Annotated in this window: 12 protein-coding genes and 1 pseudogene; 10 read left to right on the top strand and 3 right to left on the bottom strand. The window is 49.8% G+C overall.

Going from position 1 to position 14,508, the window contains the following annotated elements:
* Window positions 1-658: 658 nt before the first annotated feature.
* The 3 genes and pseudogenes from BC351_RS44415 to BC351_RS26030 form a co-directional block, all read right to left on the bottom strand.
* A pseudogene (locus BC351_RS44415) lies at window positions 659-1,075 on the bottom strand (hypothetical protein); the annotation flags it as partial.
* A gap of 1 nt (window position 1,076) precedes the next feature.
* Window positions 1,077-2,495: NTTRR-F1 domain (locus BC351_RS26035; protein WP_482811865.1), on the bottom strand; the 1,419-nt coding region annotated here is incomplete at its 3' end.
* A gap of 102 nt (window positions 2,496-2,597) precedes the next feature.
* The gene (locus BC351_RS26030) at window positions 2,598-3,425 is read right to left on the bottom strand and encodes a DUF2935 domain-containing protein (protein ID WP_079416510.1); all 828 of its coding nucleotides are present in this window, start codon (window positions 3,423-3,425) and stop codon (window positions 2,598-2,600) included.
* Between the two features lie 165 nt (window positions 3,426-3,590).
* Between BC351_RS26030 and BC351_RS26025 the strand changes: the two genes are divergently transcribed.
* The 10 genes from BC351_RS26025 to BC351_RS25980 all read left to right on the top strand — a co-directional run bounded on the left by BC351_RS26025 (window position 3,591) and on the right by BC351_RS25980 (window position 14,455).
* Window positions 3,591-4,838 carry a DUF445 domain-containing protein gene (locus BC351_RS26025; protein ID WP_158082234.1) on the top strand — a complete coding sequence of 416 codons (1,248 nt, stop codon included), beginning with the start codon at window positions 3,591-3,593 and terminating at the stop codon, window positions 4,836-4,838.
* Between the two features lie 43 nt (window positions 4,839-4,881).
* Window positions 4,882-5,721 carry an ABC transporter ATP-binding protein gene (locus BC351_RS26020; RefSeq protein WP_079416506.1) on the top strand — a complete coding sequence of 280 codons (840 nt, stop codon included), beginning with the start codon at window positions 4,882-4,884 and terminating at the stop codon, window positions 5,719-5,721.
* Window positions 5,654-6,418: an ABC transporter permease gene (locus tag BC351_RS26015; RefSeq protein WP_079416504.1), complete on the top strand. Its 765-nt coding sequence runs from the start codon at window positions 5,654-5,656 to the stop codon at window positions 6,416-6,418. Before BC351_RS26020 ends, BC351_RS26015 begins: the two co-directional genes overlap by 68 nt.
* 16 nt (window positions 6,419-6,434) lie before the next feature.
* Window positions 6,435-7,460 (top strand): ABC transporter substrate-binding protein, encoded by a 1,026-nt coding sequence (locus tag BC351_RS26010; protein ID WP_079416502.1) that lies wholly within the window; start codon window positions 6,435-6,437, stop codon window positions 7,458-7,460.
* Between the two features lie 279 nt (window positions 7,461-7,739).
* Window positions 7,740-8,699, top strand: a complete 960-nt coding sequence (locus BC351_RS26005; protein ID WP_079416500.1) for an ABC transporter permease — start codon at window positions 7,740-7,742, stop codon at window positions 8,697-8,699.
* 83 nt (window positions 8,700-8,782) lie between these two features.
* Window positions 8,783-10,513, top strand: a complete 1,731-nt coding sequence (locus BC351_RS26000) for a type 2 periplasmic-binding domain-containing protein (RefSeq protein WP_079416498.1) — start codon at window positions 8,783-8,785, stop codon at window positions 10,511-10,513.
* 84 nt (window positions 10,514-10,597) lie between these two features.
* Window positions 10,598-11,509, top strand: a complete 912-nt coding sequence (locus BC351_RS25995) for a carbohydrate ABC transporter permease (RefSeq protein ID WP_244209176.1) — start codon at window positions 10,598-10,600, stop codon at window positions 11,507-11,509.
* 21 nt (window positions 11,510-11,530) lie between these two features.
* Window positions 11,531-12,418, top strand: coding sequence for a CehA/McbA family metallohydrolase domain-containing protein (locus tag BC351_RS25990; protein ID WP_079416494.1), 888 nt, complete (start codon window positions 11,531-11,533; stop codon window positions 12,416-12,418).
* A gap of 42 nt (window positions 12,419-12,460) precedes the next feature.
* Window positions 12,461-13,471, top strand: a complete 1,011-nt coding sequence (locus BC351_RS25985; RefSeq protein ID WP_079416492.1) for a LacI family DNA-binding transcriptional regulator — start codon at window positions 12,461-12,463, stop codon at window positions 13,469-13,471.
* 39 nt (window positions 13,472-13,510) lie between these two features.
* Window positions 13,511-14,455, top strand: a complete 945-nt coding sequence (locus tag BC351_RS25980) for a carbohydrate kinase family protein (protein WP_079416490.1) — start codon at window positions 13,511-13,513, stop codon at window positions 14,453-14,455.
* Window positions 14,456-14,508 lie beyond the last annotated feature (53 nt).

Genomic DNA, 14,508 nt, shown 5'->3' with positions numbered 1-14,508 from the left:
AATTGGTAGATAATTCAGTTTAGGAAACCTGTTTCTAGTAATTTTCTAGTTAGGGGAACTAGGATACGCTATTTGCATGATTTTGCTCAAAATATGGGTTGAGGCGGAACTGGGGTACGCTATTTGGCTGGTTTTTGCTTCTTGAGCGTGTTTTTGCAACAAATAAGGGACTGTAGTTCCGTGATATTCGTGTATTGTCTTTATTTGCTTAAAATAGCGGATCATAGTTCCTTTTCCGATGTTACGAGGTAAATCGAACAGCATTTAATGCTCTGGTTTCGGCACTAGCGGTAACAATGTCGGAACCAGTAACTCCAACCAAAATCGTATACGTGTGTGAATCTGCTGATGGACTATCTACCCAAGTTAAGCTAGGGATTTCGGAGTATGAGGCAGCAGAAGCGGTCAAGGTTTTGTCATACTCTTTAACTAATGTTGTTTGAGCAATCGTAACGCCATCTAGCTGCAGCTGATAGGTGATGGTGTAACTAACTGTAACCCCTGTAACTGCTGCTGATGTTATATCAACCTCAACCATGGAACTAAGCTGGATAGATTCGCCCGCTGTAGTTGTTAAAGGTAAGGAGAGAACCGATACTGGTGTACCAAGCACGTTTATCGGTGTTGTATTGTCTTGGATGCTTGCTAGCGATGATCCGGGTCCAGTAGCCCCCGTGGCACCAGTAGCTCCGGCAGGCCCGGGATCGCCTGTGGCACCAGTGGCGCCGGCAGGCCCGGGATCGCCTGTGGCGCCTGTAGCGCCGATAGGTCCAGGATCGCCTGTGGCACCAGTGGCGCCGGTAGGCCCGGGAACGCCTGTGGCACCAGTGGCGCCGGTAGGTCCAGGATCGCCCGTGGCACCAGTGGCTCCCGCGGGCCCAACATCGCCCGTGGCGCCCGTAGCGCCCGCGGGTCCAACATCGCCCGTTGCGCCTGTAGCGCCCGCGGGTCCAACATCGCCCGTGGCGCCCGTAGCACCGGCAGACCCAACATCGCCAGTAGCGCCCGTAGCACCCACGGCTCCAACATCACCCGTGGTACCGGTAGCGCCCGCGGGCCCAACATCACCCGTGGCNCCCAACATCACCCGTGGCGCCAGTGGCCCCCGCGGGTCCAACATCACCCGTGGCGCCCGTAGCACCCACGGGTCCAACATCGCCCGTGGCACCAGTGGCGCCCGCGGGTCCAACATCGCCCGTGGCGCCAGTGGCCCCCGCGGGTCCAACATCGCCCGTGGCGCCCGTGGCGCCCGTGGCGCCCGCGGGCCCAACATCGCCCGTGGCGCCCGTAGCGCCCGCGGGCCCAACATCGCCCGTTGCGCCTGTAGCACCGGCAGACCCAACATCGCCCGTAGCGCCCGTAGCACCCACGGCTCCAACATCACCCGTGGTACCGGTAGCGCCCGCGGGCCCAACATCACCCGTGGCGCCAGTGGCCCCCGCGGGTCCAACGTTGCCCGTGGCACCCGTAGCACCCGTAGCACCCGCAGGCCCGACATCGCCAGTGGCCCCCGCGGGTCCAACATCACCCGTGGCGCCCGTGGCGCCCGCGGGTCCAACATCGCCCGTGGCGCCCGTAGCGCCCGCGGGCCCAACATCGCCCGTGGCGCCAGTGGCTCCCGCGGGCCCAACATCGCCCGTGGCGCCAGTGGCTCCCGCGGGTCCAACATCACCCGTGGCACCCGCAGCCCCCGCGGGCCCAACATCCCCCGTGGCGCCCGTGGCACCCACGGGTCCAACATCGCCCGTGGCCCCCGTAGCGCCCGCGGGTCCAACATCGCCCGTGGTGCCCGCAGCCCCCGCGGGCCCAACATCACCCGTGGCGCCCGTAACACCGGCAGGTCCAACATCACCCGTAGCCCCCGCGGGTCCAACATCACCCGTAGCGCCCGTAGCGCCGGCCGGCCCAGCACTTCCCGTAGCTCCAACGCCGCCAGTCGCCCCCGTAGCCCCCGTAGCCCCAGTCGCCCCCGCAGCCCCGCCAGCTGGCCCCGCAGGGCCGGTCGGGCCGGTCGGGCCGATAGCCCATGGGAGGTTGATAGGTTGGCCGTCGGCGGTTCCTGCCGTTGCAATGCCGCTGAAGCTGACAGGACCCTGAAGGATGATGCCTGAAGCGTTGGAACTGGCAAACATGCAATAGCGGATTTCGTACGTGACTTCTATGGCAGGCGGGAAATCGGCGGCATGGAATGAAATGATGTTGTCAGCTGAATTAGCTGCCAAGTCAGTAACCATGGAATAGATCATCGTACCTGTGCCTGGCAATCCGTTGCTGTTTCTTTCAATGGTGATCGTTAGTGTGTCTGCGAGAGATACGCCTACGCCTATTGTTCCCCATAAGGCAACTCGTACACTGTTTTGATTGGGCGTGCCAACCGCATCTGCCGTTTGAAGACCTATATCTCCTGTTAGAAGGGGACTTGTTGGAATGGGTGATGCTCCGGAGCTGTTATTGCTAGCTTCGGATAATCGTAGATCAAGAAATTGATTAGACAATGCCTTCGCCTCCATATATCAAGTGTTCTATCAACATATGAAATTAGTTGGATATTGGCTAAGGCATCTAGCTGATGCCCTGAAAAATTCCGCTTCTTTTTACTATTCAAAAGAAGGCTTCGTCAACGGACAATTCGGCAACGTCAGAATTTCTACATCATAGGTCGCAAGCTTTCGCAAAAAGTAGCAGGTCTCTGGCAAATGATGCTCGAGAAACCGCAGGGTTAACCGGCTGAGCAGCTCGGTATGTTGGTATTCTTGAATGACGCCTTCGACGACATGGTAAAAGCCGATAACGGTTTCGGCAACTTGCCTTGCAAATTTCTGCTGGGCAGGGAAATTGGGCGCAGTGAAGCGAAGAAAGCCGCGTATGGCTGTATTTTTGACAATATGCGAGCTGAACAGCTGTGCATAGGCTTGGGTGCTTTTGACAAGCTCCATTTCTGTAGGATCGAGATGATTGCCGAGGAGCACAGCGTGACCGAGTTGATCCTCCAGCCACATTTCCATTAATGTCACGAGGGGCAGGGGCTCATAAGGAACTCCGTTCATCCAATAGTGTAAAATGCGAATATATTCACCGTTTTCGAGCAAGGTTCCGTTAAAATAAACAGGCGTTAAGGAAATGACGACTTTATTTTGAATGCGCAAATGCTGCATATAACCCTCGAACTGATAGTAACCGTGAACAACGGGGTAAACATCCTTAGAGAGCTGAATCATCGTTTGCGAGGAAACAGGCAGGGAGGGATCGGTCATCAGGATGCGATTGCGGAGCTCCGTGAAGGCAGCGATATACCGTTTGGCAATGGCAATCCATTGCACTTCTTCGTTGGCAAGCGCCTCGTCCACAAAGATGGCGTGATCCTGCAAGATTTCCACCCAAAATAAATGCTCCTGCCAAGGTGTGATGTTCCCATTTAGGCTCATGGTTCAGACTCCTCCTATACGTTAAAACTTCGCAGAGTATCCACCGATATGCGCATTACCGATGTGTATTCAGGAGATCTGGGATCGAGAACAGCTTTCGTCGTATTTTGTGGTAAAATAGAAGGAATGAGTTCACAAATCCGAGCAGAGAGAGATGTTATGACCATGAAAAAAGAAGCAAAGTATATAGCGACGGTCTCTTTAGGGGTGATGGGAGCAGGCTTTTTGGCCACGCTGCCCGTCTCTTCGACCCTTTGGGGAGGTTTCTTGCAAGGCGGTTTTGAAGCGGGGGTTGTTGGCGGCTTGGCCGATTGGTTTGCTGTCAGTGCCCTATTTCGTCATCCGTTAGGCATTCCAATTCCGCATACAGCGCTCTTGCCGAAGAATCGGGAGAAAATTACGAAAGCGCTTGTTTCTACGGTTGAGAATGAACTGCTTTCCAAAGAGACAATTAAAGCACGTTTGCAGCAAATTCGTTTTCTTGAGCGTGGGCTGGAGATTGCACAGACCCATTTGGATAACGCAGCGCTGCACAAAGGGCTGACTACGCTTGCTAAACAAGCGCTAAGCATGATTGATTTGGAGAAACTGACACCGCTGCTTGCGGATGAAATTCATAAAGCGCTTCAGGAAGTAGATACGAGCAAGCTCGTTCGTACAATTGTAGATACGGTTGTCGAGGGCGGCTACGACGGCAAAACGTTCGACTTCGTCATCGACAAAGTAGAGGCATGGGCGATCAAGTCGGATACGCGCGATCAGCTGGGTGCGATGGCAATCAAAGCGTTCGAGGGGCTGCAATCCAATGGGTTCATGGCTTTTGCCGTGAATGCGTTCCTTGGCATGGTTAATGAGGAGAAGATCGGGGGCATTATTCAGAACTTCGTCCTTTCTTACATCGAGCAAATGCGGACCAAGAATCACCCGCGCAGAGAAACCGTTCTCGCTTTTATTCGCAATGAACTGAACAAGCTGGAGAGAAATCCGAAGCTTTTGGCTGAATTGGATGGCTTGAAGGCGAAGCTGCCTGGCATTCTGGATCTCGATGAGAAGCTTGCGGGGCTGCTGGAGCGATTGAAGGCCAAGGCAGAGGATTTCGTGGATCAGCCCGATTTTGCACCACAGTATGTTGTTCCAGTTATTCGTAAAATGCTTGCCTCTGTGAAAGAGAATGCAGATATGCTGCAGCGTGGCGAGCACTTCATCCAAGATCAAATCGCGGCATATTTGGAGCAAAATCACAGTAAAATCGGTCAGCTTGTTCGAGAGAATCTGGATAAACTGACGAATGAGAAGCTGACCCAATTGATGGAAGACAAGCTGGGACAAGATCTGCAATGGATTCGGGTGAACGGGGCCATCTGCGGATTTATCATCGGACTTGGCTTGGCAGGATTAAAAATGTTGTTTTAAGGCGTGAACGACAACGGGACATACCCGAGTGGAGGTAAGCATTTTGATCGAGATAAAGGGAGTCAGCAAGACGTTCGTTCAGCGAATCGGCGGCAGTTATCAAGCGCTGGACAATATCACATTAACGATTAAAAAAGGTGAATTCGTTTCTTTGCTAGGACCATCCGGCTGCGGGAAATCCACGGTGCTGAACCTGGTAGCAGGTTTTGATACACAAAGTGAAGGCACGATTGAGATTGCTGGGAAAAAGGTGAACGGCGCAGGAGCAGACCGTGTTGTTGTTTTTCAAGAACATGGTCTGTTCCCGTGGCTGACCGTGCTGGATAATGTCGCTTTTGGGCTCAAGCAGAAAGGTATGGCCAAAAAAGAGCGCCATGAGCTGGCGATGGAACAGATCAAAGCTGTGCATCTGAGTCGTTTCGCCGATCGGTACCCGCATGAGCTGTCCGGAGGCATGAAGCAGCGTGCAGCGATTGCCAGAGCGCTGGCGATGGACCCGGAGATTTTGCTGATGGATGAGCCTTTTGCCGCGCTCGATGAGCAGACACGCCTTATTTTGCATAAGGAATTGGAAGAAATATGGATGCGTACGCGCAAAACGATTCTCTTCATTACCCATAACATCCGCGAAGCGGTGATTCTTTCAGATCGCGTTCTTGTGATGTCCACCCGTCCTGGGACGATTAAAAAGGAGTTCGCTGTACAGGCAGCGAGACCTCGGGATATGGCAGATCCGCTGCTCCATCATGTGGAGAATTCAATCATGGACGCGCTGGCGGATGAGCTGGAGAAAGTGGTAAGGGAGGAGACGGGCGATGAGTACCGCATTAAGAAGAACGATTTTTCTGGTACTGCTTCTGATAGCTTGGGAGGCGGGATTTAGACTGTTTGGATGGGGCTGGAGGTTCCCTTCTGTCACACAAACCTTGCAAGCGTTCTACGACGGATTAGTCCACGGTGAATTGCTGCAAGCAACTTTCGCCAGCATGATCCGATTATTGGTGTCCTTTGCGCTATCTTTGGCGATTGGGACGACATTAGGCTTCTTATTCGCCCGCTATCGGCTGCTTGATGATACGCTTGGGTTTCTCGTCGTATCGTTGCAAACGATTCCAAGTATTGCTTGGCTGCCTTTTGCTATCATTTGGTTCGGTCTTAACGAATCCTCGGTTATTTTTATTACGACGCTTGGAGCTACATGGACGATGGCGTTAGCCAGCCGGACCGGAATCAAAAACATTCCGCCAATCTATTTGCGCGCAGCGCAGACGATGGGCACAGGAAATGGGTTTAACATGTTCGTGCAGGTGATGATTCCCGCCGCATTCCCTCATTTAATCAACGGCGTGCGGACCGCTTGGGCTTTCGCATGGCGTGCGCTGGTTGCCGGGGAGCTGATTGCCAAAGGGGCCGGACTTGGTCAGCTTCTGCAGGATGGCCGGAATCTGGGCGATACGTCGCTGATGCTGTGTATCGTCATCATTATCGCAGTGCTTGGTACGGTATCCGACCACTTCTGTTTCAAGAAACTCGAAGACAAAGTGCTAGAGCGCTACGGCCTCGCTGGCTCGAAGTCTTGAGCAGGGAGCGGATCGGATGAGAAAACGCTTATGGGTGCTTATGCTGCTTGTGGTCGCTGCCGCTACGCTTGGGGCTTGCGGGGAGAAACTGACTTCTTCAGGAAAGGCGCAGATTGTTCGGGTTGGTGTATTCAAAAACGTCACCCATGCCGCGGCTTATATCGCGCTCGAGAAGGGCTATTTCGCCCGCGAGTGGGGGGATGAGGTGAAGATTGAAGTCACCGCCTTCGATAACGGGTCGGATTTATCCATCGCAATGGCCACCGGAGATATTGATGTGGGCTTCGTAGGTCCGGGGCCAGCGACAACTTTCTTCTTGAAAAGCGGAAACTACCGCGTCGTCTCAGGCTCCAATAACGGCGGCGCCGTATTGGTTGCTCGAAACGGATCAGGCATTAATGCCGTGAAAGATTTAGTAGATAAAACAGTCGCCATCCCGGCAAAAGGGAATACGAATGAAATTTCGCTGCGGCTGCTGCTGCAGCAAGAAGGCGTGAGCCTAGGCCGGGGCGCAGAGAGCGCGCACCTCATCGTGCGCTCCCCGTCGGATGCGCTAATTTCCTTCCGTCAGAAGGAAATTGATGCAGCGCTCGTCCCCGAGCCGTGGGGAACACAGATCGAGAAGGCTGGACTCGGCAAGGTCGTCGTGGACTGGCAGGCAATTCCGCCGAACAACGGCGATTACCCGACGGTTATTATGGTCGCCAGCGACAAATTCATCGCCCACCATCGTGATATGGTGAAGGGCGCAATCAAAGCCAATATGGATGGCATCGCATTCATCCAGAACAGCCCAGAGCAAGCTTATGAACTCATCAACAACCAGCTGAAAAAATACAGCGGCAAAGGGATGGACAAAAGCTTAATCAAAGCCTCTATAGGCAGGCTGAAGCTCACGACAGACGTTGACGTTAAGGTGATGGAGACGATGGCGAAGGTCTCCATTGACGCCCGATATATTAAGGGCATTAATAAAGAGGAACTTGATCTTCGTAAGTTCGTCGATCTGTCGATGCTGGAGGAAGTGAAAAGCGGGAAGTAAGTCATGAAGTGTGGAAGCCTGTTTCGAGTCCAATCTTGGACGAAGCAGGCTTTTTTCCATGCATTAAGAGGTAAGTTTGAATTAACAGAAAATTTAGATTTGCAACGCTAAAAAGGTATTGTCAAATGATTCCAAAGCATTTATACTAAAATCATTCCGCCATGAAAGCGATTCCATAAAATACATGCGTGGAGTTGTGCTATTCAAGTCATTTATGTTTTGCAATATGGAAGCGATACCAGAAAAACATGTAAAATACCTTAGGAAGGTGGTTGTCACATGGAAACGGATCTGTCGCAAGCCAGAATTGGAGTTGCGGCAAAGAAGAAGAATGCCTATTTAGGGAAAAGAATCTTACAACACAAGCAATTGTATCTCATGCTCCTTCCTTGTCTTGTATTCTTCGTCATTTTCTCGTATATCCCAATGGGCGGACTTATTCTTGCCTTCAAGAACTATCAATTCAACAAGGGCATTATGGCAAGCCCGTGGGTGGGATTGACGTATTTTAAAGCCTTTTTCAGCGATTACCAAAGCGGGAAGCTGATCAGGAATACACTTGCTATCAGCAGTATCAAAGTGTTTCTGGGACTTCCTTTTCCCATTCTGCTGGCGCTTATGTTCAATGAGATCAAGCATCGGAAATTTCGGGGAATGATGCAAAGTATTTCGTATTTGCCGCATTTTCTTTCATGGGTTATCGTCGTTGGCTTGATGCAGCGGGTTTTGGCTCCTGATACGGGACTGCTGAACGAAGCAATACGTTTCTTCGGGGGAGACGGCAGCACTTTTTTCATGATGGAAAGCAAATACTTCTATTCACTCATGTTCGGAAGCCATATTTGGCAAAGCATAGGCTGGGATTCTATTATTTATTTGGCTGCGATGGCCAGCATCAATCCGGAGCTGCATGAAGCCGCCAAAATGGATGGTGCTAACAAATGGCATGAAATTTGGCACATCACGCTGCCGGGCATAAGGCTTACGATTTCTATTCTGTTTATTTTATCGCTGGGCAGCATCCTGCAGGCTGGATTTGACCAGATTTATCTCATGAGAACACCGGGGAATATGGAGTTAGCGGATATTCTCGATACGTATATCATTCGAGTAGGACTTCAAAACGGGCAATACGGCTATGCCACCGCTGTTGGTTTGATGCAGAGTGTTATTGGTTTGGTACTTGTCATTACAGCGAATCGAGCATCGAAAAAGTTCTTTGACGAATCAATATGGTAGCGATACCAGTTTACCGCATTCCCTATGTTGAAGAGCACCAGCAGGTGTTATTCATAAAAATTGAATGAGATGAGGAGTCGAGTATGAGCAAAAGATGGGTCAAATGGTTGTCTATGCCTCTGGCAGCAAGCTTACTGCTTGCTGGCTGCGAAAGTAGTGCCAATCCAACGGCGGGTGAAGACAGTAATCCAACGCCTGCAACAACTGCGTCCAGCAGCGGCAAGCCTGCAACCTGGGTTGCCAATCGGACGCTAAAAGGGCTTCTGTTTATTGACAACGACGACTTATCCGCAGAAATCAATCCCGAAATTGCTAAAAAGCTCAAAGAAATGACAGGAATTACACTTCAGCTTGAAGGTGTAAATTCGGAGCATGCGATTGATGGCTTGAATGCGGGACTTGCTTCCAATGATCTGCCTGATTTTATCGTTTCTTATCTGAATAACAGCGGGCGCAAGGAAATGCCGGTACTTGCCAAAGGCGCCAAAGAAGGCATGTTTACGAACCTGACGCCTTTGATTAAAAACACAAAGATTTACAGCAAATACTTAGATGATAAATATTTGCCGCTCGATACGAAATATGGCGTCATGTTTCGTCCGGAATTTAATGGCGAAAGTTATTTTATTCATATGAATATCCCCAGAGAAGCCGGCTATGACGAATACAAATATGTTGGAGGGCCTTATATCCGCAAGGATATTGCCGATGCGTTAAACATAGATCCCCGCACGATAAAAACAAGCGATCAAGTGTATGAACTGGCTCAAAAAATCAAAGCGGGCAACTTCAAGGATACCAATGGTAAAGAGATTATCCCGATCGGGCCTAGATACTGGGGGAACGGGAATCACGAGAATGGACTCTTGTTCAGCGATCTGACTTGGGGTGCGACGGATCAGAGGTTTTATAAAGACAAAGACGGGAAAATCATCCACGAAAGTCAGACAGATTATGTCATGAAACGCATTGAGCTTACTCAAAAGCTGCTGAAAGAGAAGCTCATGTCTCCTGATTTCTATGCTATGCAGGAAAACAAGGCGACAGAGGGTGCGCTAAACGGCAGCTTCGGCATTATTAGCGACATGCACAGTTATTTGGATTTCAACAAAGATGTGCATTACCTTCCGCTGGGTCCTATCAATGCTGTGGATGGACCTTACAGAAAGGTAGTTCCTTATAAAACGGGGTCCATGATTTGGTCGGTCCCGAAATCAACGAAAAATCCGCAAGATATCGTCAATTTGGCCGATTTCTTAGCTAGTCGGGAAGGCAAGCTGCTCTGGCAATATGGTCTGGAAGGAAGAGATTACACGCTGGATGCCAAAGGGAACCCTCAAGTGAAGAAAGAAGTGCTTGATTTGAAAAACAAAGATCCAAAAGCAGCGAAAGCGCTGGGATTTGATGGCGCAGGAAATAGTTGGGGCAGTTATTTGGGCAGCACGGATATAAACAGATTGGCCGATTTTGGCGAAAGCTCTTATGCCGATGCGGTCTCGCCTGAAGCCAATGCGGGTGCGAACAAAATTGCGGAGTACTGGGGATATGCCGACAAGATGAAAAATGCCTTGTTCACAGACGGTTACCAACCGCTTTCCTTTATCAACGAATTCGCGAATGGCGTTCAATTGAAAACAGCACTTGATAATTACAATGACAGTGTAATTCGTGCCTTCTATGCGAAGAGCAGCGAAGAAGCCCAGAAAATTCTGGATTCCTCCAAAAAGCAGCTGCAAGCTGCCGGATTAGACAAATTCGAAGAACTGCTGCAGCAGAAAGACAAGGATCCCAAAACGAAGGTCATTTTGAATTAATCGTATGAATTAGGCGGGAGCGCTCACTTCGAATAAGGATCAGTTCAGACGGGAGCGCACTTCTTAGTACGGGGAGAGATGAACGTGGGAAATGAATTCTATAAGCTCTCAGCAGGGGAAAAGATATTTAAGGTTGTTAATTATGCACTGATCATTCTATTGTGTCTGTCCATCGTACTTCCCTTTCTGAATATTCTCGCTCTTTCCTTCAACGCAGGGAAGGACGCGGAAAGAGGCGGGATTTACTTCTGGCCCCGCGTATGGACGCTAGAGAATTATCATGAAGTGTTTACTTCCGCCAATATTGGCAGAGCATTCGCCATTTCCATATTTCGGACGGTTCTTGGCACGGTGGCAGGCGTGTTTCTGTCCGCGATGGCGGCCTATACGCTAAAAAGCAAAACGATGCCAGGGGTGCGCTTTTTTACCCTTATGATCTTCTTCACCATGCTTTTCTCAGGAGGCATTATTCCTTATTACATGCTGTTGAAAAGCTTGCATCTGACCAATACCATATGGGTCTACGTTATTCCGGGACTTTACAGTGCGTGGAACCTCATCATCTTGCGCACCTTTTTCCAGCAAATCAGCATTAGCCTCGAAGAGTCGGCGAAGTTGGACGGCTGCAGCGATTTTGGCATTTTTATGCGGATTATTTTACCGCTGAGCAAGCCCGTACTGGCAACGATTTCCCTATTCACAGCGGTTGGTCACTGGAATGATTGGTTTACAGGTTCGTTTTTTGTGAGAACGGCTTCCATTAGACCCTTATCTACGCTGCTCCAAGAAATGCTGACGAGGCAGGATGCAATTCGGGAGTCATTAATGCAGATGGCGGGATCGTCGCAAATGCAAATGCTCCAGCGCATTCAAATTACAGGCGATTCTTTGAAGATGGCAACTATTATCGTGGTCGTTGCTCCCATTATTTGCGTATACCCCTTTATTCAGAAGTATTTTGCTAAGGGAGCTATGATTGGTTCAGTGAAAGAATAAGAGCAAGGGAGGAATTCGTAAGTGACACACATCCATAATCCCTACGATAAGCAAGGCATCTGGCTGCGGGGCAGCTTTCATAATCACACGACGTGCAGTGACGGACATCATCCGCTTTCTACGGTGTACCGCATGTATCATGACTATGATTTTCTAGGCATATCCGATCATGATCGGATTACTGTGCATGAGGGAGAGCACACCATTGGGACTTTATTCGAAGCTGTTGAGGTGAGCAGTTCGCAAACACACATGCTGCTTGTCCATCCCCCGAGCACGCTCATGGAGGGCTATTCGAATGAATTTTCGATCGCCAATTATCAGCGGCTTTCTGATGCCTGTGTTGAGAACGGAGGTCTTTCTATACTGGCCCATCCGAATCGTTTTTTTTCCCATTATTGGCGGCATGAGGATATGCTCAGTATGCAGCGGTACAATGGCATTGAGGTTGTAAATGGGGATGGGAATCCAGAATACGATATTGCTTTCGATAAATGGGATTACCTCTTGTCTGCTGGACGCAAAATATGGGGCTTCGGAAATGATGACTTTCACGTCTATGGGCAGGAAAAACGGGCTTGGAATATGGTATTGGCGAAAGAGAAGACGAACGAGGCCATTTTAGCCGCGATTCGCGAGGGCAGCTTCTACGTTTCTACGGGCTATGGGTTTGATGGAATCCGTGTTGAAGAAGGTCAAATTATTTATGATCTTCGATCAAGCCCATTGTATGATAAAATGTATAAATATGTGACACTGATCGGCAAGGAAGGCCGCATACTTCATGAGGAAACAGGAAGAATGAAGCAGGTGAAGTATGCTTATGATGGAGATGAAGGCTATATCCGCATAGCTGTCTATTTAGAAGGCGGATTCGGGGCATTCTCCCAGCCATTGTTTGTCGAATAATAGAGGAAATGTTCGTGTTGCAAGTAAGGAAGGATGATAATCATGGCGCCCAAAATTAAAGATGTAGCCAAAAAAGCGGGAGTATCCGTAACCACAGTGTCCAGAGTGTTGAACGGAGAAAAATACGTGAAGGACGATCTGAAGGCCAAAGTAAAACGCGTGATTGACGAGCTGGGTTATGCCCCAAGCCATATTGCGAGGAGCTTGGTGCGGAAGAAAACGAACCTGATTGGCGTCATTGTTCCCGATCTGACCTCCAGCTTTTATTCCACTATATTAAGCAGTATCGAGGAAACGGCGAGCTTGAACGATTACAACTTACTGGTTTGCAACATTATCGAGGATACGGATAAAGAGCTGAAATATTTGAACGTGTTTAAAGAGATGCGGGTAGACGGCATTATTATTATGCATGAGAAATTAAATGACGAAATTCGCAATTTCATTAATAAATTGGACACTCCGGTCATTTTCTCAAGTGTGAGGCCTGTCGATCATAAGTTCGTTTCTGTCATCATCGACGATTACGAGGCGGCTTATGATGCTACCCGTTATTTGGTTGATCTTGGGCATGAACGAATTGCCTTTATTGGCGGGGATATGAGAGATATCACCTCAGGGCAGAACCGTTATGTAGGCTATCGCAATGCGCTCAAAGATCAGCGGGTGCCCATTGTGAACGACTATATCCGGTTCGGCGACTACAAAACGCAAAGCGGTTACAATTTGATGAAGGAACTACTGGCCTGTGAACCTCGCCCTACGGCTTTATTCGCCGTAAGCGACGACATGGCGGTGGGTGCTATGAACTGCATTCATGACCACCAGCTCAAAGTTCCGGACGATATATCCATTATCGGATTCGACGGAAGCCAATTAACGGAGCTCGTTCGTCCGCGTTTGTCTTCCATGGAGCAGCCTATTCAGGATATGGGGAAAATTACGGTGAATACGTTGATCGAGTTAATTTCAGATCCTGCATTCAGTCCGAGGGAAGATTTGATATTGGGACATAAGCTTGTCGTGCGCGACAGCTGCAGGTCTATCCAGTAGAGAATTAGACAGAGAACAGTGCGGGAGAGGGAGCGCGGAATGAAAAAATTTGATGCAGTTGTCATCGGAGATGTCAATATAGATCTAGTAGTGGTGGGCTGTAATCAGATTCCTCAGCCAGGGCAAGAAATTTTTGTTGAAAATATACGGATGCATGTTGGCGGTGGTGCGGCTTTATTCACGATCTCATTAGCCAAGCTGGGACTGCATACAGCCTTCAACGGTGTTCTTGGAGATGATCTTTATGGTCATTATATCCGAGAGCAGTTCGCTCGATATGGTATCGATACCAGTTTGATTCGGACTAGCCCAACAAGCCATACCGGCATCACGATAGCGATTAATCCGGAGCTGGATCGTTCATTTATTACGTATGCAGGATCAAATTCGGAGCTGCAAGCAGGCGATCTGGATATCGCGCAAGTAGCGTTAGGCAGACATGTTCACGTAACCGGCTATCGCGGGCGGCGCAATCATGATGAATTCGTCGCTATGGTCAAGAAGCTAAAAAAGACAGGAGTCACCGTTTCCTGCGATGTAGGTTGGGATGATACGGGAGAATGGCATTCCGGTGTGTTTGAGTTGATGGGTTATATCGATGTTTTTCTGATGAATGAAACGGAAGCGTTCCATTACACGGGCATCGAGCATATAGATGATAGTTTAAGATATATGGGCGGCTTCTGTCGTCATGTCGTCATCAAGCTTGGACCCAAAGGCGCCATTACGATGAAAGACGGCTTGCAACTGGCTCATTCCGGATTCGTGGTCGATGTCGTAGATACGACTGGAGCAGGAGATTCGTTCAATGCTGGTTACTTGTACGGTTATTTGACGGGACAAAGTGTTGAATCGTGTTTGCTGTACGGCAACGTCTGCGGAGCTATGTCTGTTGGCTCTTACGGCGGGAGTACAGGTACACCGGATTGTGAAGGGCTGTCTGCTTTCATTAGGCAAAATGAGGATTCATGCCGAGCTTTTTGAACGGGGAATGGGCGTAACAAAGCCTGTGACCAGCGATGTGAAAGGGGGAAAAG

The sequence above is a fragment of the Paenibacillus ferrarius genome (assembly GCF_002027705.1).
Lineage (GTDB): Bacteria > Bacillota > Bacilli > Paenibacillales > NBRC-103111 > Paenibacillus_E > Paenibacillus_E ferrarius.
Note: the sequence above shows the minus strand (reverse complement) of the source record. Positions and strands in the feature narration are given on the sequence as shown.